At 62.6% G+C, this 22,341-nt stretch carries 21 protein-coding genes and 2 pseudogenes; 9 read left to right on the top strand and 14 right to left on the bottom strand.

Annotation, left to right across the window (positions count from 1 at the left end):
• Window positions 1-5 precede the first annotated feature (5 nt).
• On the top strand, window positions 6-1,724 hold the full coding sequence (gene menD / locus QMG79_RS11565; protein ID WP_502934735.1) for a 2-succinyl-5-enolpyruvyl-6-hydroxy-3-cyclohexene-1-carboxylic-acid synthase: 1,719 nt from the start codon (window positions 6-8) through the stop codon (window positions 1,722-1,724).
• Between the two features lie 96 nt (window positions 1,725-1,820).
• Here menD and QMG79_RS11570 read toward each other — a convergent pair whose 3' ends face one another.
• The 4 genes from QMG79_RS11570 to QMG79_RS11585 form a co-directional block, all read right to left on the bottom strand.
• A complete protein-coding gene (locus tag QMG79_RS11570) occupies window positions 1,821-2,597 on the bottom strand; it encodes an amino acid ABC transporter ATP-binding protein (protein ID WP_283539238.1) in 777 nt (258 codons plus the stop codon).
• Window positions 2,597-3,517, bottom strand: a complete 921-nt coding sequence (locus QMG79_RS11575; RefSeq protein WP_283539239.1) for an amino acid ABC transporter permease — start codon at window positions 3,515-3,517, stop codon at window positions 2,597-2,599. The genes QMG79_RS11570 and QMG79_RS11575 overlap by 1 nt, the downstream gene beginning before the upstream one ends.
• A gap of 71 nt (window positions 3,518-3,588) precedes the next feature.
• On the bottom strand, window positions 3,589-4,533 hold the full coding sequence (locus QMG79_RS11580; protein ID WP_283538766.1) for an ABC transporter substrate-binding protein: 945 nt from the start codon (window positions 4,531-4,533) through the stop codon (window positions 3,589-3,591).
• A 216-nt stretch (window positions 4,534-4,749) separates the two neighbouring features.
• Entirely contained in the window at window positions 4,750-6,081 is a 1,332-nt protein-coding gene (locus QMG79_RS11585) for an isochorismate synthase (protein ID WP_283538767.1), read from the bottom strand.
• Between the two features lie 87 nt (window positions 6,082-6,168).
• On the opposite strand from QMG79_RS11585, the gene QMG79_RS11590 reads away from it, so the two are divergent.
• From QMG79_RS11590 to QMG79_RS11605, 4 genes are all read left to right on the top strand, one after another.
• Complete coding sequence (locus QMG79_RS11590) at window positions 6,169-6,954, top strand: demethylmenaquinone methyltransferase (RefSeq protein WP_283538768.1); 786 nt, start codon at window positions 6,169-6,171, stop codon at window positions 6,952-6,954.
• Between the two features lie 5 nt (window positions 6,955-6,959).
• Window positions 6,960-8,279: a geranylgeranyl reductase family protein gene (locus QMG79_RS11595; RefSeq protein WP_283538769.1), complete on the top strand. Its 1,320-nt coding sequence runs from the start codon at window positions 6,960-6,962 to the stop codon at window positions 8,277-8,279.
• Window positions 8,276-9,376 (top strand): polyprenyl synthetase family protein, encoded by a 1,101-nt coding sequence (locus QMG79_RS11600; protein WP_283538770.1) that lies wholly within the window; start codon window positions 8,276-8,278, stop codon window positions 9,374-9,376. The genes QMG79_RS11595 and QMG79_RS11600 overlap by 4 nt, the downstream gene beginning before the upstream one ends.
• A gap of 406 nt (window positions 9,377-9,782) precedes the next feature.
• A complete protein-coding gene (locus tag QMG79_RS11605) occupies window positions 9,783-10,604 on the top strand; it encodes a DUF559 domain-containing protein (RefSeq protein ID WP_283538771.1) in 822 nt (273 codons plus the stop codon).
• Window positions 10,605-10,718: 114 nt separating this feature from the next.
• Here QMG79_RS11605 and QMG79_RS11610 read toward each other — a convergent pair whose 3' ends face one another.
• Window positions 10,719-11,147 carry a hypothetical protein gene (locus tag QMG79_RS11610; protein ID WP_283538772.1) on the bottom strand — a complete coding sequence of 143 codons (429 nt, stop codon included), beginning with the start codon at window positions 11,145-11,147 and terminating at the stop codon, window positions 10,719-10,721.
• Window positions 11,148-11,156: 9 nt separating this feature from the next.
• Window positions 11,157-11,822, bottom strand: coding sequence for a trimeric intracellular cation channel family protein (locus QMG79_RS11615; RefSeq protein ID WP_283539240.1), 666 nt, complete (start codon window positions 11,820-11,822; stop codon window positions 11,157-11,159).
• Between the two features lie 67 nt (window positions 11,823-11,889).
• Here QMG79_RS11615 and QMG79_RS11620 point away from each other — a divergent pair.
• From QMG79_RS11620 to QMG79_RS11635, 4 genes and pseudogenes are all read left to right on the top strand, one after another.
• Window positions 11,890-12,257 (top strand): annotated as a pseudogene (locus QMG79_RS11620) (ABC transporter permease); the annotation flags it as partial.
• Window positions 12,258-12,373: 116 nt separating this feature from the next.
• The gene (locus tag QMG79_RS11625) at window positions 12,374-13,405 is read left to right on the top strand and encodes an LLM class flavin-dependent oxidoreductase (RefSeq protein ID WP_283538773.1); all 1,032 of its coding nucleotides are present in this window, start codon (window positions 12,374-12,376) and stop codon (window positions 13,403-13,405) included.
• Between the two features lie 79 nt (window positions 13,406-13,484).
• A pseudogene (locus tag QMG79_RS11630) lies at window positions 13,485-13,925 on the top strand (uroporphyrinogen-III C-methyltransferase); the annotation flags it as partial.
• Window positions 13,926-13,948: 23 nt separating this feature from the next.
• Complete coding sequence (locus QMG79_RS11635; RefSeq protein WP_283538774.1) at window positions 13,949-15,418, top strand: FAD-dependent oxidoreductase; 1,470 nt, start codon at window positions 13,949-13,951, stop codon at window positions 15,416-15,418.
• A gap of 90 nt (window positions 15,419-15,508) precedes the next feature.
• Here QMG79_RS11635 and QMG79_RS11640 read toward each other — a convergent pair whose 3' ends face one another.
• The 8 genes from QMG79_RS11640 to QMG79_RS11675 form a co-directional block, all read right to left on the bottom strand.
• Window positions 15,509-16,705, bottom strand: a complete 1,197-nt coding sequence (locus QMG79_RS11640; RefSeq protein WP_283538775.1) for an AI-2E family transporter — start codon at window positions 16,703-16,705, stop codon at window positions 15,509-15,511.
• A gap of 136 nt (window positions 16,706-16,841) precedes the next feature.
• Window positions 16,842-17,399 (bottom strand): TspO/MBR family protein, encoded by a 558-nt coding sequence (locus QMG79_RS11645; protein WP_283538776.1) that lies wholly within the window; start codon window positions 17,397-17,399, stop codon window positions 16,842-16,844.
• Between the two features lie 134 nt (window positions 17,400-17,533).
• Window positions 17,534-18,214 carry a FadR/GntR family transcriptional regulator gene (locus QMG79_RS11650; protein ID WP_283538777.1) on the bottom strand — a complete coding sequence of 227 codons (681 nt, stop codon included), beginning with the start codon at window positions 18,212-18,214 and terminating at the stop codon, window positions 17,534-17,536.
• A 3-nt stretch (window positions 18,215-18,217) separates the two neighbouring features.
• Window positions 18,218-19,534 (bottom strand): MFS transporter, encoded by a 1,317-nt coding sequence (locus QMG79_RS11655; protein ID WP_283538778.1) that lies wholly within the window; start codon window positions 19,532-19,534, stop codon window positions 18,218-18,220.
• Between the two features lie 32 nt (window positions 19,535-19,566).
• Complete coding sequence (locus QMG79_RS11660; RefSeq protein WP_283538779.1) at window positions 19,567-20,334, bottom strand: 4'-phosphopantetheinyl transferase family protein; 768 nt, start codon at window positions 20,332-20,334, stop codon at window positions 19,567-19,569.
• A complete protein-coding gene (locus QMG79_RS11665) occupies window positions 20,331-21,131 on the bottom strand; it encodes an ABC transporter permease (protein ID WP_283538780.1) in 801 nt (266 codons plus the stop codon). Before QMG79_RS11665 ends, QMG79_RS11660 begins: the two co-directional genes overlap by 4 nt.
• The gene (locus QMG79_RS11670) at window positions 21,128-22,114 is read right to left on the bottom strand and encodes an ATP-binding cassette domain-containing protein (RefSeq protein WP_283538781.1); all 987 of its coding nucleotides are present in this window, start codon (window positions 22,112-22,114) and stop codon (window positions 21,128-21,130) included. The genes QMG79_RS11665 and QMG79_RS11670 overlap by 4 nt, the downstream gene beginning before the upstream one ends.
• Window positions 22,111-22,323 (bottom strand): MbtH family protein, encoded by a 213-nt coding sequence (locus tag QMG79_RS11675; RefSeq protein WP_283538782.1) that lies wholly within the window; start codon window positions 22,321-22,323, stop codon window positions 22,111-22,113. The genes QMG79_RS11670 and QMG79_RS11675 overlap by 4 nt, the downstream gene beginning before the upstream one ends.
• Window positions 22,324-22,341 lie beyond the last annotated feature (18 nt).

Below are 22,341 nucleotides of genomic sequence, written 5' to 3' on the forward strand. Positions count from 1 at the left end.
GCGGGATGGATACATCCGGAATCCCTGAGGCTCCGCTGGATGCAATGACTTCCGCCCGAGCCGTAGTGTCTTCGCTGCTCAGTGGCGGGGTGAGCCACGTTGTGGTTTCACCGGGCTCACGGTCCGCGCCCATGGCCTACGCCCTGGCGGAGGCTGGCGCCACTGGCCAGGTCCAGCTGTGGGTCCGGATTGATGAGCGGTCCGCCGGCTTCACAGCCCTGGGGATCGCCTTGGCAACCGGCTCACCCGTTGGCGTGCTGACAACGTCCGGGACCGCCGTCGGCAATTTGCTGCCGGCCGTCATGGAAGCCAACCACGCTGCAGTGCCTGTAGTTGTTCTCTCAGCGGACCGGCCGGATGAACTGCGGGGGACCGGTGCCAACCAGACCACCATCCAGCCGGACCTGTTTGGCGAGCACGTGCGGTTCGCTGTTGACGTTCCCGCAGGGAGCGATCCGGCCCGCGCCGTGGGTACCGCACTGTCGGCTGCCACAGGGGCGTTCGACGGCGTTGCGCCGGGTCCGGTGCAGCTGAACCTCGCGTTTCGCGATCCGCTGGTTCCAGCCGCAGGCGATTCTCTTCCTGCCGGTTCGGTGCCTCAGAAATACCACGTGGACGTCCCAGCGATGGCCATGGACCTCGCTCCGGCGAATACCTCGCTTCCGGTGCGGCGCACCGTGGTCCTAGCAGGGCACGATGCCGGTCCCGTTGCCGAGGCTTTTGCCCGGGCGCACTCCCTGCCTCTGCTGGCCGAACCGTCCTCCAACGCACGCTTTGGGCCCAATGCGGTGGGGCCCTACCGGCTGGTCCTGTCCCACTTTGGGATCGACGCGGCGCAACCTATTGAGCGTGTGGTGCTTTTCGGCCGGCCCACCCTCTCAAGGCCTGTGGCTGCGCTGCTTGCGCGTGCGGATATTCCATCTGCGCTCTACAAACCCATTCCCGTTGCGTGGTTTGAGCCGGGCCGAAGGACGGAACTGGTCCTTGAGTCCCTTGAGGACCTGGCAGACTTCGCTGGGCGCGGCTCCGCAGAATGGCTGGATTCCTGGTTGCTGGCGGGAGCTGCGGCGCAGAACGCCCTGGAAGAGACACTCTCAGGCGAGCAGATGATCACGGGGCCCGCTGCGGCTGCCGCGGTCTGGAAACATGCCCGTGGACAGCTAATGCTTGGCTCCTCCAACGGTATCCGCGACGTCGACCTGGCAGGAGTGCCCCTGCCGGGTCCTGCCGCAACCGTGTATGCGAACCGCGGGCTCGCGGGAATCGACGGGACCATCTCCACGGCTACCGGCCTGGCCATCGGCGGGCGCCAACAGACCACGCTTTTCCTTGGCGACATCACCTTCCTGCATGACGTCGGTGGCCTGTTCCAGGGCTTCGGAGAATTCGACCCCTTGCTGCAGATCGTGGTGCTCAATGATGGTGGAGGGGCGATCTTCTCGCTCCTGGAACATGGCGAGATTGCTGCCACCAAGACCTACGGGAACACCGTAGAGCAGCTTTTTAACACCCCACATACTGTGGACCTCGCAGCGATCGCGGCGGCGTACGGCGTGGGCCATAGCGTGGTGCGCACCGTCGAAGCGCTATCCGATGCGTTGACCCAGCGCCCAACCGGGCGGAGCATCATCGAACTACGCACTGACCGGCTGGAGCTCCGTGAACTGCACGAGCGCATCCAGGCAGCCGTCACAACCGCAGTAACGGGAGTCCTGGCCACGTAGGCTGACGAACTCCACTCGATGTCGCTGCGCATACAGGCTGACCCGAGAGGGTTTCCTGGTGCACAAGAATTTACGTGCAGCGACATCGGGCGGCCGTTAGAGGACTCGGCTCAGGAACTCCTGTGTCCGAAGCTCCTGCGGATGAGCGATCATTTCCCGAGGATCGCCGGACTCTACGACAACGCCGGCATCCATAAATGTCAGCCGGTCACCTACTTCCCGTGCAAAGCCAATCTCATGTGTCACCACAATCATGGTCATGCCTGAGGTTGCCAGGTCCTTCATGACGTTGAGGACATCGCCCACCAGTTCTGGGTCCAGCGCAGAAGTGGGTTCGTCGAACAGCATCAGCGCCGGGTCCATCGCCAGGGCGCGGGCAATGGCAACACGTTGCTGCTGACCACCCGAAAGCTGCGACGGATAGTGCCCCGAACGATCCGCCAGTCCCACGCGATCCAGGAGTTCCATTGCTCGGGTGCGGGCAGCGGCCTTGGACTGGCCGCGGACCTGGACAGGTGCTTCCATGACGTTCTGCAGGGCGGTTTTATGGGCGAACAGGTTGAAGCGCTGGAAGACCATGCCAATATCCCGGCGCTGCGCTGCAATTTCTTTTGTCTTGAGATCGTGCAGCTTCCCGTCGATCTCGCGATAGCCAATCAGCTTTCCGTCCACGGAGATGCGGCCTGCGCTGATCGTCTCCAGGAGGTTCACGCAGCGCAGCATGGTGGACTTCCCGGAACCCGACGGACCGATCACCACCGATACCTCACCGGACTTGATGCTCAGGTCGATGCCGCGCAATACGTGATGTTGCCCGAAGAATTTATGGAGCCCCTCGATCTTGACGAGCGGTTCCTCTGTGGTGACGGTCATCATGAACTCTCTTCGGGCGAACGGGGTGCGGCCTCGGTGCTCTGGGTGCGCGCTACGGCGGCCTTCGCCGCAGCTGGATTCATTGGTGCTGGCGCCAAGTTGTCCACTCCCTTGCCGTAGTACGCCTCCACGTAGTACTGGCCCACCATCAAAATACTGGTAATAAGCAGGTACCAACTGGCTGCAACAATCAGCAGGGGCACCGGCAAGTACGTCCGGTTCGCCAAAGCGTTGGTGGCGAACGTCAGGTCCAAGGTAAAGGGAACGGCCAGCACCAGTGACGTGGTTTTTAGCATGCTAATGGTTTCGTTGCCTGTGGGAGGCACAATGATCCGCATGGCCTGCGGCAGGATGATCCGCCACATGATCTTGGTCTTGCCCATGCCAAGGGCCTCAGCAGCTTCCATCTGGCCCTTGTCAACGGACTTGAGTCCAGCCCGGAAGATTTCTGCCAGGTAGGCAGATTCATTCAGGCCCAAACCCAAAATGGCTGCGACGGTAGCAGTGATGACGGTGCTGGTATCAAAGCTGAAGAACTCCGGGCCGAACGGAACTCCGGCGGCGATCTTGGGATAGAGCACTGACACCAAGCCCCAAAACACCAATTGGGTGTAGATCGGTGTGCCGCGGAAAAACCAGACCCATCCCCACGCTGACCAACGAAGGACGGGGTTTTCGGACTGGCGCATGAACGCCAGAAGGATAGCCAGGACAATCGCGAGGACCATCGAAATGACGGTCAGCAACAACGTCCAGCCCACTCCCTGGACCACCTTGACGTCCAGGATGTAGGTGCCCACAACATCCCAGCGGAAATTGGTGTTGGTGAGCATGCTTTGAACCAGGGCGGCTAGCGCGCCGATGATGATGATCGCGCTCAGCCACCTGCCGGGGTGGCGAACAGGGACTGCTTTGTTCAGGACTGGAGCGTCGGTGGTCTTTTGGTCCGTTCCCGGACCGCCGCCGTGCCCTGGAGCAGTGGCTTGGTGACTCAAGACGCAGCCGGATTTACTTCGGACTTGTCCAGGGCACCTTCGGCATTGCCCCACCCTTCGAGGATCTTGGTATAGGAACCGTCGTCCATGAGCTTGGTGAGGGTCTTCTGGATGAGGTCGGCCCAAGCAGTGTCAGACTTAGCAATGGCGATGCCCTGGGGTGCTGAGTCGTAGACGTCGCCCAGCTTCTCAAGTTCTCCGTTTGTCTGTGTCAGTGCGTAACCAATGATGGGGGAGTCGGCGGCCATGGCATCGATGCTGCCGTTGACCAGGCGTGTGGTCACATCAGTCTGGTTTTTGAGCGTGACAATGTCGATTGGTTCCTTGCCTTCGGCGGCGCACTTGGCGCTGCGGTCCGAGAGGTCGGGATTTTCCTGGACAGTTCCCGTCTGGACGCCAATCGAGGTTCCGCAGACATTGTCGAGTGAAAAACTCTTCGGGTTTCCCTTTTGGACAGCAAAGGCTGTCCCTGCATTGAAGTAGCTGACCATGTTCACTGCGCCGAGGCGTTCAGGATTAATGGTGAAGGACGAGATGCCAAGATCGTATTTTGGCCCGAGGGCCGGGAGGATCCCGGTGAATTCAGATGTCTGAACTTCGACTTTCAGGCCGAGGGTAGCACCGATGGCCTTGGCAATATCCACATCGTAGCCAATGGGAGTCTGGCCGTCTGATGCGAGATATTCGGCCGGCGCGTAGCTGGTGTCTGATCCGACTGTGATGGTGCCTTTGGACTTGATCGCTTCAGGGACCATGCCTGCCAGCGCGTCATCCTTCTGGACGGTCGAGGGGTCGAAACTTGCGTTGCCTGATGCGGCGGGTGCTCCGGAGGTGCCCGTCTCCGAAGCATTGGTGCAGGCGGTGAGGGCCAAGGCGCCGACGGCCAGGAGTGCTGCTGCCTTCGCGGCGAGTTTGGCCGGGGCCAGGGAATTGGGCTGCATATTTCTTACCTCTTGCTGCGTCGAGTGCGGAACGGAGTCGGTTTTTAGTGTAGCCCGTCTGTGAGATGTGCATCACAGGAAACGAATTTTCACTATGGGATAACTATTTCAGCAGAAGTTCAAGGCCCAAAAACAGAGTTCAGTCCGGTATCCCAGACCCTTCCTCAGCTAGAGGGCACCAACTGTCGTTGTGGGGCTCCAAAACACCACGTGGAGCTACTTGGTGGGGATGCCCAGCGACTCCAGCATCGGGCGGAACTTGGCCCAAGTTTCTGCCAACTCGGTTTCCGGCACGGAGCCCTCGACTATCCCACAGCCTGCATACAGCCGCACCGTGGTGGGGGACTCGACGACGGCACCGCGCAGTGCGATGCCCCATTCGCCGTTACCTGCAGCATCCAGCCAGCCAACCGGGCCGGCATACGGCCCGCGATCCAGGTGCTCCAGCTCCCGGATGAGCGCACCAGCCACCTCTGTGGGGGTGCCACAGACGGCGGCGGTGGGGTGCAGGGCGTTGATAAGGGCAAGGCTGGAAGGAACGTGTCCCTCCACCTCGGCGAGCTCGGCCTTAACATCGGATGCCAGGTGCCAGACGTTGGGCAGCTCCAGGATGAAAGGCTCGTCATGGGCGTTCATGGCCTCGGAAAACGGGGCCAGGCGTCGGGTGAGGGATTCGATGGCGATCTGATGTTCGTGGCGCTGCTTCTCCGAGCCAGCCAGCACGCGTTCGGCATAAGCCATGGGACCGCCATCTTCCTCGACAGCGTTCTTCCGGTCCAGAGTTCCTGCCAGGACGCGGGCCTGGGCCGTACGCCCCTCAACCTGGATCAGCATCTCCGGCGTAGCGCCCACCAAGCCATCCACGCCGTAGGTCCAGCATTCGCGGTAGCGCAGCGCTAGTTCGCGCAGGACGACGGCGGCGTTGACACCAGCAGGGAGCGTGGCCACCACGTCCCGTGCCAGAACGAGCTTCTCCAGCTCCCCGGTACTGATGTGCTCCACACCGCTCCGCACTGCGGCCATCCAGGCCTCCTCGGAAAGTGATCCGGAGGCTAGGGAGGCGACTTTGCCAGCGGCAGCTGCAGCCGCGACTCCGGCGGGTGCCCCCTGCGTGGTCCCGGGCTCCAGCCACCGCGCCAGGGCCGCGAGGGCTCCGGCCTCGGTGAGTTCGACGTCGTCGGCTGTCATCTGCGTGAGCCAGCTGCGGCCGTCCCGGACGCCCACAACGACTTCCGGAACAATCAACCGGGATTTATGGGCGGAGGTCTTGGAGAAGGCGAACGAGCCGAAAGCCAGCGGGCCGGTCCCGGGAAGCTGAACAGAGTCGGTGACATCTGCCTCGAGGACCAGGTGCCGCCACCAAATATCTGCTTCCAGGAAGCGATCCGGGCCCGTGGCCGTGAAGCGGGTGATCTCGCCGAAACCCACCAGGCCTGCCTCGCGGCGTGTCCAGCAGAGGACGTCATCGCGGACCAGCAGTGCCGGCAGTCCCGCGGGAAATGAGGTGCCCTCCAGGGGGACTGTGAGGGTGCGGAACGTGCTCGTCATGATGAGACAACTTTACTCCCGCGCAGAGGGGGTGCAGGCCGGGCAAAAATGGTCACGCTGGCCCCGAAGGTTTGAGACAATAAAGAGGTGAACCGAGCATCCTTGGAAAAGCGTCCGGACGAAGTAGCAACGATGTTTGACGACGTCGCGCCTAAATACGACGTCGTCAACGATGTCCTGTCCATGGGGCAGACGCGCAGGTGGCGCAAAATCGTGGTGGACGCTGTTGATGCGGTCCCCGGCCAGCGGGTACTGGATCTGGCCGCCGGGACTGGGACGTCCAGCGAACCCTATGCCGACGCCGGAATCGACGTGGTGGCCTGTGACTTCTCGCTTGGCATGCTCAAGGTCGGAAAGCGCCGCCGTCCTGACATCAACTTCATTGCCGGCGACGCTACCCGGCTGCCGTTCGCGGACAATTCCTTTGACGCGAGCACCATCTCCTTCGGCCTGCGCAACGTCAATGAGCCGAAAAAAGCACTCGCGGAAATGTTGCGTGTGACCAAGCCCGGCGGCACCCTGGTGATTGCTGAATTCTCGCAGCCCGTGGTCCCGCTGTGGCGCACCATGTACACCGAGTACCTCATGCGAGCCTTGCCCGCCATCGCCGTCAAGGTAGCGTCCAACCCGGATGCATACGTTTACCTTGCGGAGTCCATCCGTGCGTGGCCTGATCAGGACCACCTGGCCGCATGGCTGGAAGAGGCGGGTTGGGAAAAAGTCACCTACCGGAACCTCACTGGTGGCATTGTGGCCATCCACCGAGCCTTCAAATCCGAAAATTCCACGCCCGACGGCGGAGCTGCCGCCATGGCCGCGAACAAGGGACCGGTGGCAAAACTGCGCCGCAACCTTCCGCGGGCCACCAGCTGACGCGCATGAAAGTACTCATCGTTGGTGCCGGTCCTTCCGGTTCGACCGCCGCCTACTACCTGGCCCGCGCAGGGCTGGACGTCACGGTCCTGGAAAAAACCAGCTTCCCCCGCGAGAAAGTCTGCGGCGACGGCCTCACCCCCCGGGCCGTTCGCGAGATCCAGAAGCTCGGGCTGCCGCACCCGGAGAATGACGGCTGGCGACGCAACAAGGGGCTTCGTCTCATTGCTGGCGGCCGCACCATCGAACTGCCTTGGCCCGAAGTCTCTGATTTCCCCGACTACGGCCTGATTCGTACGCGGCTCGGCTTCGACGAGGAACTCGCGCTGCACGCACGGGCTGCCGGCGCCAAGGTCCTGGAACGCCATAACGTCACAGAGACCCTGCGGGACGACGCCGGCCGGGTGACCGGAGTCCGCGTGGCAATCCTGGATGAGTCCGGTCGAAAGACCGGCGAGACGCTCGACTTCAGCGCCGACGTCGTTCTCGCAGCTGACGGGAACTCCACGCGAACAGCCGTATCCGCCGGGCTTGCGAAGCGGGACGACAGGCCCCTGGGTGTGGCAGTCCGCACGTACTTCACTTCCCCGCGCACCAACGACGACTGGATGGAAGGCTGGCTGGAACTTCCCGGCAAGAACGGGAAACTGCTGCCAGGCTACGGCTGGGTCTTCGGCGTGGGAGATGGCACGTCCAACGTGGGCCTCGGAATCCTGAACTCCTCAAAGGAGTTCGGCAAGATCGACTACCGGCAGGTGCTGCGCGAGTGGACAGCAGGGATGCCATCCGAGTGGGGTTTCACTCCTGAAAACCAGGTGGGCGAGATCCGCGGTGCCGCGCTGCCCATGGGCTTCAACAGGACGCCGCACTATTCACCCGGGCTTATGCTGCTGGGCGATTCCGGCGGCATGGTTTCCCCTTTTAATGGTGAGGGAATTTCCTACGCCATGGAATCGGCCCGCTACGCGGCGGAGTTCATCATTGATGCAGCTGCCCGGCGCACCGCGACGCCGTCATACAACGTCGACGCGCACCTGTCGCGGTACGCCGATTACGTCCGGGACCAGTGGGGCTCACACTTCACCCTGGGCCGCGCGTTTGCCGTGCTGATCGGCAAGCCGTCCATCATGAAGCTTGCGCTGCGGACCGGCATGCCGATCCCGCTGCTGATGAAATTCGTGGTGCGCCTGATGGCAAACCTCACCGATCCTGCTGCCAAGGGCTTCGAAGACCGGGTCATCCGCGTTCTGGAATCTCTGGTCCCGGCCACGTCCAACGGGCCGGCGGACACGTCTTCGCAACATAAAGTTAGGGTTAACCCGTGACCAACTCCGCAGATCAAAGCTGGACGCACGCCGGGCACGGCCTGCCGAATGCTGAACCAGACCTCAACACCACGGCTATTGCCACCGGGTTGCAGTTACCGGCTGGCTTTGCGGCCATCGCCGGTGACGACGAGTTGGGCCCTGCCCTGACCAACAACCTCGCCAAGGTGGAAAAGAAGCTCCGCGAGGCCATCGCCAACTCCGATCCACTGGTCGATGCGACGTCGCGGCACCTGGTTGAAGCAGGCGGAAAGCGGATCCGTCCGCTCCTGACCCTGCTGTGCGCCCACCTTGGTGACGCCTCGCGTCCGGCAGTGGTGCAGGCCGCCGTCGTGGTTGAACTCACGCACCTGGCAACCCTGTACCACGACGACGTTATGGACTCTGCGCCGTTCCGTCGCGGAGCACCCACCGCCCACGAAGTCTGGGGCAACTCCGTCGCGATCCTCACCGGCGACCTCCTCTTCGCCCGTGCCTCGATCCTGGTCTCCGAACTGGGTACCCGGGCGCTGGGAATCCAGGCCCGTACCTTCGAGCGGCTGTGCCTTGGCCAGCTCCACGAAACTGTAGGCCCGCGTCCGGACGAGGATCCGCTGGAGCACTACATGTCCGTCATCGCCGACAAAACCGGGTCCTTGGTGGCCGCATCCGGACAGCTCGGCGCAATCTTCTCCGGCGCTGACGATGCCTACGAGAACGTCATGGTCGAATACGGCGAAAAGGTAGGCGTTGCCTTCCAACTTGCCGACGACGTCATTGACGTCACGGGCATCAAGGTCAAGTCGGGGAAGACTCCCGGCACGGACCTTCGCGAGGGCGTCCCGACCCTCCCCGTGCTGCTGCTGCGTAAGGCTGCCGTGGACGGCGACCAGACCGCCGTCGACCTTCTTGCCCTCATCGATGGGGACCTGAGTTCCGACGAAGCACTTGCTGAGGCTGTTGCCGGGCTGCGGGACCATGCGGTCACGGCAGAATCCTGGGTCATTGCCCGGGAATGGTCGGACCAGGCCATCGCGGCACTGGAACCGCTGCCCGAAGGCGTGGTCAAGGCTTCACTGTCCAGCTTTGCCGTAGCTGTGGTGGACCGCGCAAGCTAGTTGTCCCAGTGCACTCTGCCCGGTCGTTTCGGTGGCCGGGCAGTTCTGTGTCTGGAAAGTTCTGGCTGTGCCTTTTAACTGCAATGGCCCCGGTACCAGCAGCTTTCGCTGCGGAAGCCGGGGCCATTTCTCCGTTCGCATCAGATCCACCGGAGGCGTTTAGTGGATCCGTGACTAGTCTATGACAGCCTTGTCATATTATGCAAGCAGCTTTGTTATGCTGCGTGACTCCTTGTGGCCACGCTGAGGTTGCCCACCTTTCGCGGCTAAAGCTGAGGGTACGACGGCGGTTTGCGGGGACTCGCCGAAAGGTCACCTAAAAAACTGGGGGATCCCAGTGCGCTGCGCTATCCACATAGGCGTGGGAAGGCCTATCCAGCGGTCTGTGGCGGCTGTCTGCTGGAGCATGGATCTTGACCAACTTCTTCGTCATGCAGGCTCCGTGGCAGCAACGTCGACCCTTCGGCGGGCAGGTTTCACCGACCGCGATATCCGGGTGGCAGTGTCGGAAGGGCGCATCCTGCGATTGCGGCACGGCGTGTTGGCGTTGCCCGGTGCGGCGCCTGACCTGGTGGCGGCCGTCCTTGCCAATGGGCTGCTGACATGCGCTTCAGCTGCGCCCCACAGGAGGCTGTGGTTACTCCACCCGCATCAGCAGCTGCATCTGCTTTGCCGCCACGCCGGTCCGCCACATGCTGTGGTGCACCGGGGATCCCTGGTGCCATCCACTCTTCTGCTGCCGGTGGCCAGCACCACTGATGTCCTGGTCCACGGCCTGAGGTGCCTGCCCACCGTCGAATCTGCCGTGCTGGTTGAAAGTGCCCTCAGGCAAGGGGTGACGACACTTGGCTACCTCCGTGAGCGCCTGCCGGGCAGCCGCAATGGGCAGGCCCGGCGTGCCCTTGATCTGGTGGACGGCAGTGCTGACTCGGCCATCGAAGTGGTCGCCAGGATCCTTTTCCGGGCCAATGGTATCTTCACCCAGACCCAGGTGGACCTGGCAGGGATAGGGATTGTGGACTTCCTGCTGGAGGGATTCCTGATTGTGGAGCTCGACGGTGCAACGCATCTGGAGCGCAAACAAGTAATCAAGGACCGGGGCCGGAACAATGCCAGCACACTTTGCGGCTATCCGGTGCTCCGCTATGGCTATGCGGACGTGGTCTACCACCCGGAAAAAGTCCTGAGCGAGGTCTGGCAGGTGCTGCGCGGAAGGACTGTGCACTGAAATTCCCCAGGTTTAGGGGTGGCCAGGTCCTGACACGCCGCGAAATCTGCCCGACATCCCGCAGAGGGCTCCTAAAGGTGGGGAAACCCAGCGGCAGGGCTCAGGCTTTGCGCCTCAGTCCTCGTCCTCGTCGTTGAAGGCCCACTCAAACATATCGAAAACGAATTCGGAGAACGTGCCTTCCTCACTCTTCCACTGGCCACGTGAATTATTCCGGCGGTAGACAATCGGATCAGGAATTCCGATGTCACCCACGCGGAAGCCCCAGGTGAACTGCTCTTCCTCATCTTCAAGGAACATCAGGAAGCCTTCATCATCAACTTCGAGCTCTTCGGGGTCCCAGAAGTAGTGGTAGGCCTCCATGAGGTCCTCGCAGCCACCGAGGGCAAGGTAGAACTCGCGCAGTACCAGGGGAATCTGGAACTGGTGTTCTGCGAGGGAGTCATCGAGTTCGCCGGCGGTGAGCCCGTCCTCTTCCTGCCATTCGTCTTCGAGATACTTCGGAACAAGCGCGCGGAACTTCTCGAGGAACATGTCAGTCATGCTCATATCCTAGCCAATTCCATCGCCCCGATTACCCAATCCCAGCCGTTGCCAGCCGCGCACAGCCAGGGGGACGTGCCAGGACCGGCGCCAGGCCAGAACGCGGAAGGAGAAGACAATAAATGCGACGGCGAACGCAGTGAACGCATTGAACGAGCCCGTAGACCACAGAAGTGTGGTCAGGGCAGCTCCGGTGAAAGCTGGAATGGCGTAGAGGTCGCGGGGATTGAAGAGCTGCGGAACCTCATTTGCGGTAATGTCGCGCAACAGACCGCCGCCCACGGCTGTGGTCACGCCCAGCAGAATCGCTGCCACGGGATTCAACCCAGCCGAAATGGCCTTCAGTGTTCCGGTAATGCAAAACAGCGCCAGACCACCGGCGTCGAACAGGGTCAGGAGCGCCGTGTAGCGCTGGACGCTGGAGAAGAGAAAGTACACCAGGAAAGTCGCCAGCAGCGGCGGCACCAGATAAGCCGGGTTGGAAAAAGCTACTGGCGGGCCCGCATTGATGATGATGTCCCGAATGACGCCCCCGCCCAGGCTCACAATCGAAGCGAGCAGCAGGGACCCCACAATGTCGAATTGCTTCCGGGCTGCCAGCAAGGAGCCTGACACGGCAAAGAAGAAAACTCCGGCCAGATCGAGCCACACAAGCGCAGAGTCAAAACGGAACATCACGGGGGCATCCTGAAAAGTGAAAGGGGAGAGGGGGCGGCTACAACGTTACGCTAGCCGGGTGGACTCCGGTGTGGACCAAATTCCGCGGAAGTACCGCCGCATGGGAACAGTGCTGGGGGCGTCCCGGCTGCAGCTGGGACGCCAGGGTGTGCTCCCGGCGGCCTTGCCGGGGTACCTGGGCGGACTCAAGCAAGGCTAGACGTTTTCCTGGCGATCCCCGACGGCTGCGGAGATCATCGCCATGGGGGCACCATGGGGTCCGGATGGGGATCCATGCTGAACCAGGGCCGGGCCCTCTCTGACATGGCCATGGTGATGTCAGCGATCCCGATGATCATATTCATTGGCATCCTCATTGAACTGTTGGTTTGTGGGCCACCGGAGAAAAGGCTTCTGCGTGGCCGGGGCGCGTTGACGGGGAGCAGCCGCTAGTTTCATGCGTTGTCCCTAGCCGGAACTGACACCAGCGAAGAAGAAAGCCGTGGTGCGATGGCGCCGGGGAAGCCACCTCCGGGAATGACACCGGTAGCCTGCGTGTTGATCCGGGTGTGAGTACACATCAAAAACGCATTGGCTTCCTCTCCTTCGGTCACTGGGGACCGGGGTCGCGGGTTCCTACCGCCGGGGACTCCCTGCTTCAAGGAATCGACCTCGCAGTTGCGGCGGAACAGATCGGGCTTGATGGCGCCTACTTCCGGGTGCACCATTTTGCTCGCCAGCAGGCCGCGCCCTTCCCCCTCCTGGCGGCCGTAGCCGCCAGGACCAGCCGGATAGAAATCGGCACGGGCGTCATTGACATGCGCTACGAGAACCCCCTGTACATGGCAGAGGAAGCGGCAGCCACAGACCTGATCAGTAACAGGCGGCTCCAGCTCGGCATCAGCCGAGGTTCACCTGAACCGGTCCTTGACGGAGCCGCCCGCTTTGGCTACGTACCGGCGGAAGGCGAGGATCATGCTGACATGGCGCGGCGGCACACGTCCCAGTTCCGAGGCGCCATCAGCGGAACGCCCGTGGCGCAGGGGGACCCCCGCTACGGAGGTAACGGCACGCTCCACATCCAGCCGCTGTCCGACACATTGCCGGAGCGCATCTGGTGGGGAGCAGGGACCCGCAAGACGGCTGTGTGGGCCGCCGAACAAGGCATGAACCTGATGAGCTCCACTCTGCTGACCGAGGACACTGGCGTTCCCTTTGATCAGCTACAGGCCGAACAGATCAGGCTTTTCCGGACGGCGTGGGCCACAGCCGGTCACCCGTTTGAGCCGCGGGTCTCTGTCAGTCGCAGTGTCTTTCCGCTGGTCAGCGACGAGGACCACAAATACTTTGGGCTTCGCGGGCAGGCAAGTGGTGGCGACCAGGTGGGGTATCTCGATGGCGGCATGGCACGGTTCGGCCGTAGCTACATTGGCGAGCCGGACGTTGTCGCTGCGGAACTTGCCAAAGATGAGGCGGTCCAGGAGGCAGATACCCTCCTGCTGACCATCCCCAACGGGCTCGGCGTGCGCTACAACACGGACCTGCTGGAAAACATCGCCCGCCACGTAGCCCCAGCAATAGGCTGGACTCCCGCCACATAGGGGCGAGTGGGGGCGAGCAGGCAGGCGGAAAAACCTGGCCGGGGGCACCCACCTCTTCTGTGACGCGGGATTGCCCCTCGTGACCGCGGCAATTGGCGTTCCGTCTGTGGAGGGTATTCCCGTGACGCACCGCGGGCTCGCGAAGGTCTTCTCGGCGATGATGGGGCACAAGGAACTTTCCGGGGTGCCGGCGCGTGCAGAACTTACAGTTGTTCTTCTGATGGGTGTGGGGCAACTGCGCACTTCCGCCGCCCTTTTGACCGCTGCCGGTTTGCCTGCGGGCACTCCTGTTGGCATCGTTGGGAATGACTATCTTCCGGACCAGCGGGTCACCATCGGCACGCTCTCCTCTACCGCTGATCAGGCGGAGGCCATGGGAGTAGCCAACCCGACAGTTATTGTCATTGGAGACGTGGTGCGAGTCAGCCCTTTTGCCACAGCACATTTCCGGACAGCGGACTTCAGTACCACCACCCCCAGCCGTCCCCGAGTCAGCACCGAGTCAGCACCGCAACTCTAGGAACAACAAGAAGGAACACCGTCGTGTCAGATCAGACCACCGTAGGAACCGCCGCGCGCCCCCTGCGCATTGCCGTGATCGGGTCCGGGCCCGCTGGCGTATATGCGGCAGATATCCTCACCAAGAGTGAGGCTGTCAGCAGCGGCGAACTGACGGTGAGCATTGACCTCTTCGACAGGTATCCGGCGCCCTACGGACTGATTCGCTACGGCGTGGCCCCGGATCACCCGCGCATCAAAGGTATTGTCAAGGCGCTGCACAAGGTGCTGGATCGTGGCGATATCCGATTCTTCGGGAACGTCGACTACGGCACGGACCTCTCCATGGCGGACCTCAGGGCACACTATGACGCCGTGATTTTCGCCACAGGGGCCATTAGGGACGCAGACCTGAACATTCCCGGAATTGAATTTGACGGCTCCTTCGGTGGCGCCGACTTTGTCTCCTGGTATGACGGCCACCCCGACGTCCCCCGGCACTGGCCGCTGACGGCTAAGGAGATTGCAGTCATTGGCAACGGCAACGTGGCACTCGATGTTGCGCGCGTACTGTCCAAGCATGCCGATGACCTGTTGGTCTCGGAGATCCCGGACAACGTCTATACCGATCTGAAGGCATCCCCGGTGACTGACGTCCACGTTTTTGGCCGCAGGGGTCCCGCCCAGGTCAAATTCACGCCACTGGAACTGCGGGAACTCTCCCATTCCAAGGATGTGGACATCATTCTCTATGCCGAGGATTTTGAGTTCGACGAGGAATCGGACCGCCAGATCCAGACCAACAACCAGACCAAAACCATGGTGGGCACGCTCACCAACTGGATCGCCGAGCAGCCCGAGGATCTCTCAGAGCTGACCGCATCGCGCCGCCTGCACCTGCACTTCCTGCACAGCCCGGTGGAAATTTATGACGACGCCGCCACCCCAGGCACGGTGGCCGGCATGCGGTTTGAGCGGACAGAACTGGACGGCACGGGCAACGTCCGCGGAACCGGCGAGTTTGTGGACTATCCCGTGCAGGCTGTGTACCGCTCCATCGGCTACTTCGGTTCGGCGCTTCCCGCGGTGGAGTTCGATCACACCCGGGGGGTTGTGCCCAACATGGGTGGCCGCGTCCTGGACGCCGCCGGTACCCACGTGCCAGGCCTCTATGCCACGGGCTGGATCAAGCGCGGCCCGGTGGGGCTGATCGGCCACACCAAGGGAGACGCCTTGGAGACTGTGACGTATCTGCTTGAAGACCGTGCGGACCTCCCGGCCGCGGTGTCACCGGCGCCGGAGGCGATAGTGTCGCTGCTGGTTGACCGCGGCGTCCAGTACACCACCTGGGAGGGCTGGATTGCGCTGGACGCGCACGAAACGGGCCTCGGTTCAGCAGCGACTGCTGCGGGCGAATCCCACGGCGTCGCCGTCACCCGTGAACGCATCAAGGTAGTGGACCGCGAGGAGATGGTCAGTATCTCGCGAGGTGGCGTGGCTGCAGAGATCCCCTGAGCCTGACTGGAGCGTCCTGTCAGCGTTCGACGGCGGCCCGGCACCCAAGGTGCCGGGCCGCCGTCGTGCGGTGGTGCCGCAGCGAGTCTGTCAGTGCGTTGATTCGGCTGCCACGTCAGGATCAGGGGCCTGCTCTGTGGCGGGTGTCTTTGGCGCCTCGTTCGAGAACCAGATCTTGATTATGGACCAGGTCACGGCGGTCAGCGGGACGCTCAGGACGGCGCCCACAATGCCCGCCAGGAGGGTGCCGGCTGTGAGCGCGAGAAGGATAACCAGGGCGTGGAGCTGCAGGGACTTGCCCATCACCACGGGCTGGAGCAGGTTGCCCTCGAGTTGGTTCACGGCGATGACCACGGCAATCACGATCAGGGCCACGAGTGGGCCGTTGGCAACCAGGGCGACAAGTGCCGCTAGGACCCCAGCCATGGTGGCGCCAACAATCGGGATGAACGCCCCAATGAAGACCACCATGGCCAAGGGAAGGGCCAAAGGAACCTGCAGAATGAACAGGGCGACGCCAATAAAGACCGCATCCACCAGGGCAACAACGGAAGTACCGCGGATATAGCCGCCCAGGACCTCCTGGCTCTTTGTTCCCACGCGTTGCAGTTTGGTGGCCCGCTCACCTTTGAAGGGGCTGGTGAGGAAGCTCCAGATACGCTGCCCATCCTTGAGGAAGAAGAACAGGATGACCACCAGCAGAGCCGCACCGGTGAGGAACTCACCCACCACGGAGATCCCGGTAATGGCACCGGAGCGGACCTGGCTGCTGGTGGCAAATTCAATAATCGCGTCCCGCGCCTGGGTGATCTGGTCCTCTTCGACAGGGATGGGGCCGTTGAGGACAAATTCCTGGAGCTGGTCAAGACCCGTGCTGGCTTGCTGGACCAGGTCATCCCACTGGCTGCGGACCGAGAAAAAGATCACCGTAAAGATTGCGCCCAGGGCAGCCAGGAGCGTCACAAAAGCAATGACTGTGGACAGGCCATCGTTGATTCCGCGCCGCTTGAGCATGTTGACGAAAGGGCTGATGGCGGCGGCTAGGATCAGGGCGATCAGGACAGGGATCACCAGAAGCTTAATCTGCAGCAGCGCGAAAACGGCCACAACGCTGATGGCGATGATCAGCAGGGCCTGCGCAGCCCGGATGCCGACGCGCCCAAAACCATCACCCCACAGTTGCGAGGCGGACTTGGGAGCAGATGCGTCCTTCCCTGGACGGGCGACAGCGCCGTGGTCGGCCGCCTCGTCGCGAGCCTGGGGTGCCGTGCTGGCTGAGTCAGCCATGAAAACTCCTCGGTCAGCACCGTTGAAGGCGGTGCATGGTCATGGTACGGGTGGTCAGACAGCAAGCCTACTTAGCGTGCGGGATTCCACCGAACCGCCAGGCCCAGGTGCTAGGTGGAATGGGTGGCGGGAAGGGCTAGTTGTGAATGGCCGCGTAAAGGTTCAGGCTGGCAGAAAAGATGAGCCAGCCAAGGTACGGGAGGATCAGGAATCCAGCGGTTGTGCTGATGGGCCCAAAACGCAGCACCATGACTCCTACCGTGACGATCAGTGTGGCAATAATCACCAGCCCAATCCACAGGGCGGCTGTCCCGAACAGGGGATAGGCACCGAAAAACATGGCTGACCACCCAAGGTTAAGGCACAGTTGCAGGCCGAACGCCCGGAGTGCAGAGTTCCTTCCAGCCCTTCGCGTGCGCCAGATGAACCACGCTCCAACGGCCATGGCGGTGTACAACAGGAACCAGATACTGCCAATAACGGGTCCTGGTGGTGTCCAGGGAGCTGCCTGGGCCTCGGCATACCAGCCCCGGGCATGAGCCCTAATTACAAGCGCTGACAGAAGACTTGTCAGGTGGGCTGCGGCAAGGAACGCAATCAGGAAAAAAACCTGCTGCCAAAGGGGGCGCCGCAAAAGTAGATGCCGCTCCACAGTATCCCCGCCGGTACTGTGGCCGTGGCGTTGCACAGTCACTGTTCAAGAGTCAGGGAAAGGCGGCTTCCGGTCAACTTGGAAGCTGTGATTGATGCCGCAGGTCAGATGCAGGAAGGAGCGCAGAGACACCCTCAGGGGCGTCCTGGTTGGCGGATGTCTACGGGCTGGTTGCTTCAGCTAGCCAGCCACTCCGCGCAGGAGTTAAGGTTCCGGTCCACGCTGGCCACGGCTGCCTCGGGATCCCGCGCTTCAATGGCATCAACCAGCGCATCGTGCCCCTCCACCGGCAAGCCCTGGAATCCCTCGCGATGGTGCTGCGCCAGGAGATCCTGGTGAAAGACGACGCCGAAACTTGAGTACAGCTCTGCGAGGAGGGGATTGGCGGATGCTTCTGCAACACGCAGGTGGAATCCCCAGTCGGCTTTTGCCCATGCGGCAAAATCACTGCGCAGCCAGGCGGCTGTCCGATCGGCAAGCAGGTGGCGCAGCGCTGTTATATCTTCGACGGAGGCGTGGCGGGCCGCCAGCCGTGCGGCCTGCGTATCAAGTGCCATCCGGACATCGAGGATGTGCTCCTGGGTGTGGTCCTGGTAAACCCGCTGGGCTGCTCCAGTGATCTCACTGGTGGCGCGTACATAGGTGCCATCGCCGCGCCGCACCTCCAGCATTCCCGTGTGGGCCAGGGCCTTGATGGCCTCCCGCAGTGTTCCACGGGAGACTCCGAGGCCGGCCATCAGTTCCGGCTCGGCGGGGATGCGCTCCTGCAAGGCCCACTCACCGGAATGGATCATGGCACGAAGTTTTGCTGTTACTTCCTCCGCGAGGGGGAGCCGTTGGGAACTGCTGAGCGTCATGGATCAGCCTTCAGTCGTGGAGGTCGTGGAGGTCGTGGAGGTCGTGGAGGTCGTGGAGCCGCGCCGGAGCCTGGCCACAAATGCAGTGCGTCGCACACGGGTCCCTGGCTCACTGTTGGAGGTGAGCAAGTGTGCCACCACCATCTGGACCAGCGCCAGGACCAGCAGGAGGGATAGCGGGAGTGTCCAGCCGCCAGTGGCGCTGTGCAGCAGACCCATACCAAAGGGCCCCGCTGTTGCCAAGAGATAGCCCGTGGACTGGGCCAGGGTAGACAGTGCCGTGGTTTCGGCAGTGCTGTTGCCGCTTCGGCTGATGACCATCATCACCAATGGGAAGATTCCTAGGCCAAAGCCCAGCAGGACAGCCGGGACGGCGGCCAGGTCAACCGGCAGGACCAGGAGGGCACTGACGCCGACGCTCATGATGCCGCTGGCCAGGTAGAAGGCAAGGCGGAGCATGCCGGGACGCGATCCCAGCGCAATGAGGATCATGCCAGCCGGAACGGAAACCAGTTGCATGAGTCCAAACATGACACCGCTGTCCGTGGCACTCATGCCCCTGTTGGTCAGGAGGTAGGGAAACCAGCTCAGGAGGGCGTACGCCAGGAGTGACTGAACCGCAAAAATTGCCGTGGTCAGCTTTCCGGTCCTTGTCCGCAGCAGGGGCCACGGTGAGATGCCGGCTCCACGTTGGTGGGTCCGGTGGCGGTGGGCGTGCAGTGCGACGGGAAGAAATCCTAGGCATGTGACGGTAGCCAGGATTCCAATGGCACCCAATGCCAGCGAAGGTGAGCCAAGGGCCTGGGCCATAGGAACGGCGATGACAGCGGAAACTGTGGCTCCGGTGGTCATCGTCACCGTGTAGACGCTGGTCATCAATGCCGTGCGGTGGGCAAAGTGCTCCCGGATGAAGGAGGGCATTGCCACATTGCACACGGCGAGTCCTGACATTCCCACCACGGTTCCGGCGAGGAGCATCCCCGTTGCGGGTATGCCGCGGAGGAGGAGTCCGGCAGCCAGCAGTACCAGCGCACCCATGATCGCTTTTTCCAGGCCCAGCCGGCTGGTCAGCCAGGCCGTGGCTGCGCCAGCCACGGCGAAGCACAGCGTGGGAATGGAAGGAATGACCGAGGCCGTAAACGCGCCATATCCGAGCGTTTCCTGAAGATCGTGCAGCAGTGCCGAAGCGCCGGTGATCCCCGCGCGAAGATTCAGCCCAATCAGCACCAGGGCCACAACACTGACGACGACGACAGCACGCGAGCGTGGAGCTGGCGCCGTGGCGGTAGCGGGCGCGGCGGTGTGGAGGGAAGTAGCCATCCCTAGAGGTTAGACGTTAGATGTTTGCCAGGCTAGCTGCAGGTGCTTGAAGTGGGCAGGATCTCATGGGCGTGGCACTGGCGGGGAGCGCCCCAGCCGCTGCTCGAAAGGGCCGCAAGGTACCCGGGGAGCGCCGGCACGGAGTAGACGTCCCGGCCGTGGACCCTGGGTTCCTGTGGACACGTTGCGCGGAGGCTCCCTACGGGGCCCTTGCGCTCCGTGAGCGCTACGGCCGATGGCGCAACGGCAAGACCGATGCCCGCTGACTTGAGGACAGCTTCCTTGGCTACCCAGTGGCGCATGCGGCCGACGATGTCTTCCTGAGGCAGGTCTGCAGCAGCCTTGGCCGTCAGCACGTAGTCCTCAAAGCCCGCAAAGAGCTGTGCCGGAATCTGTTCCACGTCCACGCCAACAAACGCATCAACCGGACCAGCAGCTGCCATGGCCACACCGTGGCTGCGGGACAGGCTCAGTGATGCGCCAGCCAGGACCGGGCGTCCATGGTCCACGGAACCGCAACTGACGCAGTGTCGCGTGATTTCCAGGTAGGGCGCCGCGGAGGCCTCAAGCCCGAGCTGATGGGCTGCCATGAGCCTCAAGAGAACGTGGGAAGCGGCGTAGTCCAGGGCATCTTTGGGATGGTGGAACGCATCCCTGGCAGAGCGCTCTGCCGGTGTGAGGTAACTGCCCATGCCCCCCGAATCCGAACACGCCTTCTGCACATCTACCGAACGCAGGAGCACAAAGCCCACGCCCACGGGAGTTCCAACGCCATGACTACGGCCGGCGTCGGGACTCATCGCTTGCTGATCCTGCGGTACTGTGCGATCGCAAGGGGGGCAAAGACTACGATGATGCCGATGCTGCACAGCAGCGCATAAAGGACGGCGTTATCTGCAGGCCAGCCGCCAGGAGCCACAAATCCCGCAGGCGCCGCGTTGCCGAAGAGCTCACGCGCTGCGGTGGCCACCGAGGTTACGGGGTTCCATTCGGCGATGGCCCGGAGCGGGCCGGGCAGGGTCGAGACGGAGACAAAGGCACCGGAGACAAAGGTGACGGGGAAGAGCCAAACCAGTCCCAAGCTCTGGGCCACCTCGACGCTGCGGGCGGTCAGGGCGATGACTGCGCCGATCCAGGACACGGCAAAGGCGAACAAGAGCAGGACACCCACCGCAGCGAGAATCTCCAGGATGCCCGCACTGGTCCGCCAGCCCACGGCCAGTCCGCAGAGCAGCGTGACAACTATCGAAATGACGCTTGTATAGAGGTCGGAGGTGGTTCGTCCCAGGATGACTGCGACGCGGGACATGGGGAGCGATCGGAACCTGTCGATCAGGCCGAGTTGCAGGTCCTTGGCCAGGTAGACGGCCGTGAAAGAGGCGTTGAACGTCAGGGTCTGGGCGAGTATCCCGCCAATCAGGAAGCTGCGGTACTGGTCTCCGCCGAGCGAGCCGCCAAAGACAAAACCAAGCAGCAGGACGAACATGACGGGCTGCACGATGCCTGTGACCAGCGCGCCGGGTGTTCGAAGGACGTTGAGGATGTTGCGGTGGGCAATGACGGAGCTGTCCCGCACTGCGGCTGAAATGACGCTCATGCGGGGACTCCTTCCATGCTGGTATCCGGGGTGCTCTGGGGGTTTGTTTTTGCTGTTCCGCCGGTGAGTTGGAGGAAAACATCATCCAGGGTGGGGCGGCGCAGCGAGGCTTCGGCCACGGGGAGCGAACGGGCGTCAAGCTCAGCCAGGACGCGCACCAGCATCTGGTGCCCACCGGGAGCTGCAATCGAAACACTCAGTGCAGCGGGATCAACCTCTGGCGTGCCAAGGCCATCAGCAGCCAGTGCCAGGACTGCGGCGGCGGCCTGGAGATCAACGGCGTTGCGCACCGTGATGTCGATCCGTTCCGCGCCAGCGCCGTCCTTGAGTTCCGTGGCGGTTCCTTCGGCAATAACGCTGCCATGGTTGATAACGGCAATGTGATCCGCCAGTCGGTCCGCTTCCTCCAGGTACTGCGTTGTCAGCAGGACAGTGGTTCCGTCCGAGACGAGGCCCGAGATGACTTCCCACGTATCCAGGCGGCCGCGGGGGTCCAGGCCGGTGGTGGGCTCATCAAGAACCACCACCTTGGGCCGCGCCACGATTGCACCAGCAAGGTCCAGGCGGCGCCGCATGCCACCGGAAAAAGTGCCCGCGCGCTTGCCAGCAACGTCCGTGAGGCGAAAATTGGCCAGGAGTTCGTGTGCGCGGGCCGACGCGGTGCGACGGTTCATGCCGTAGAGGCGGCCCACCATGTGCAGATTCTCGAAAGCCGTCAGCTTCTCATCCACAGCGGCGTACTGCCCGGACAGCCCAAGGTTCCGGCGCACCAGGTCAGGATTATCCAGGACCGAGTGACCGGCCACCCAGGCATCCCCGGAATCCGGGGCCAGCAGGGTGGTGAGGACTTTGACAGTGGTGGTTTTCCCCGAGCCGTTCGGGCCGAGCAGCCCCAGGACGGTTCCCTCCGCCGCAGTGAGGGAGAGCCCGTCCAAGGCCGTGAAGGCACCATAGGTTTTGCGGACGTTCTCTACCTGGATCACTGTGAGGCCGCAAGCTCGGCAACTTTTCGCGGAGCCATGTCGGTCCACGAGGAGGAGACGTACTCCAAGCATGCCTCGCGGCTGTCCGGTCCGAACATTGCTACCCAGCCTTTGGGAGCCGTGGCGAAAGAAGGCCACAGGGAGTGCTGCTGGTATTCGTTGACCAGAACGGAAAAGCTGGCTGAGGTGTCATCAAACGGATTCGTCACGGGGATGGTACCTTTCGG

The organism is Pseudarthrobacter sp. PS3-L1 (assembly GCF_030063285.1).
In the GTDB taxonomy this organism is placed as follows: Bacteria; Actinomycetota; Actinomycetes; order Actinomycetales; family Micrococcaceae; genus Arthrobacter.

Bases quoted from the DNA above. Each gene is read 5' to 3' on its own strand.
- QMG79_RS11610 (WP_283538772.1), bottom strand. From the start codon at position 11,147: ATGACTGACATGTTCCTCGAGAAGTTCCGCGCGCTTGTTCCGAAGTAT.
- menD (WP_502934735.1), top strand. From the start codon at position 6: ATGGATACATCCGGAATCCCTGAGGCTCCGCTGGATGCAATGACTTCC.
- QMG79_RS11640 (WP_283538775.1), bottom strand. From the start codon at position 16,705: ATGGCTGACTCAGCCAGCACGGCACCCCAGGCTCGCGACGAGGCGGCC.
- QMG79_RS11595 (WP_283538769.1), top strand. From the start codon at position 6,960: ATGAAAGTACTCATCGTTGGTGCCGGTCCTTCCGGTTCGACCGCCGCC.
- QMG79_RS11580 (WP_283538766.1), bottom strand. From the start codon at position 4,533: ATGCAGCCCAATTCCCTGGCCCCGGCCAAACTCGCCGCGAAGGCAGCA.
- QMG79_RS11585 (WP_283538767.1), bottom strand. From the start codon at position 6,081: ATGACGAGCACGTTCCGCACCCTCACAGTCCCCCTGGAGGGCACCTCA.
- QMG79_RS11570 (WP_283539238.1), bottom strand. From the start codon at position 2,597: ATGACCGTCACCACAGAGGAACCGCTCGTCAAGATCGAGGGGCTCCAT.
- QMG79_RS11615 (WP_283539240.1), bottom strand. From the start codon at position 11,822: ATGTTCCGTTTTGACTCTGCGCTTGTGTGGCTCGATCTGGCCGGAGTT.
- QMG79_RS11605 (WP_283538771.1), top strand. From the start codon at position 9,783: ATGGATCTTGACCAACTTCTTCGTCATGCAGGCTCCGTGGCAGCAACG.
- QMG79_RS11665 (WP_283538780.1), bottom strand. From the start codon at position 21,131: ATGAGCGTCATTTCAGCCGCAGTGCGGGACAGCTCCGTCATTGCCCAC.
- QMG79_RS11660 (WP_283538779.1), bottom strand. From the start codon at position 20,334: ATGAGTCCCGACGCCGGCCGTAGTCATGGCGTTGGAACTCCCGTGGGC.
- QMG79_RS11650 (WP_283538777.1), bottom strand. From the start codon at position 18,214: ATGACGCTCAGCAGTTCCCAACGGCTCCCCCTCGCGGAGGAAGTAACA.
- QMG79_RS11655 (WP_283538778.1), bottom strand. From the start codon at position 19,534: ATGGCTACTTCCCTCCACACCGCCGCGCCCGCTACCGCCACGGCGCCA.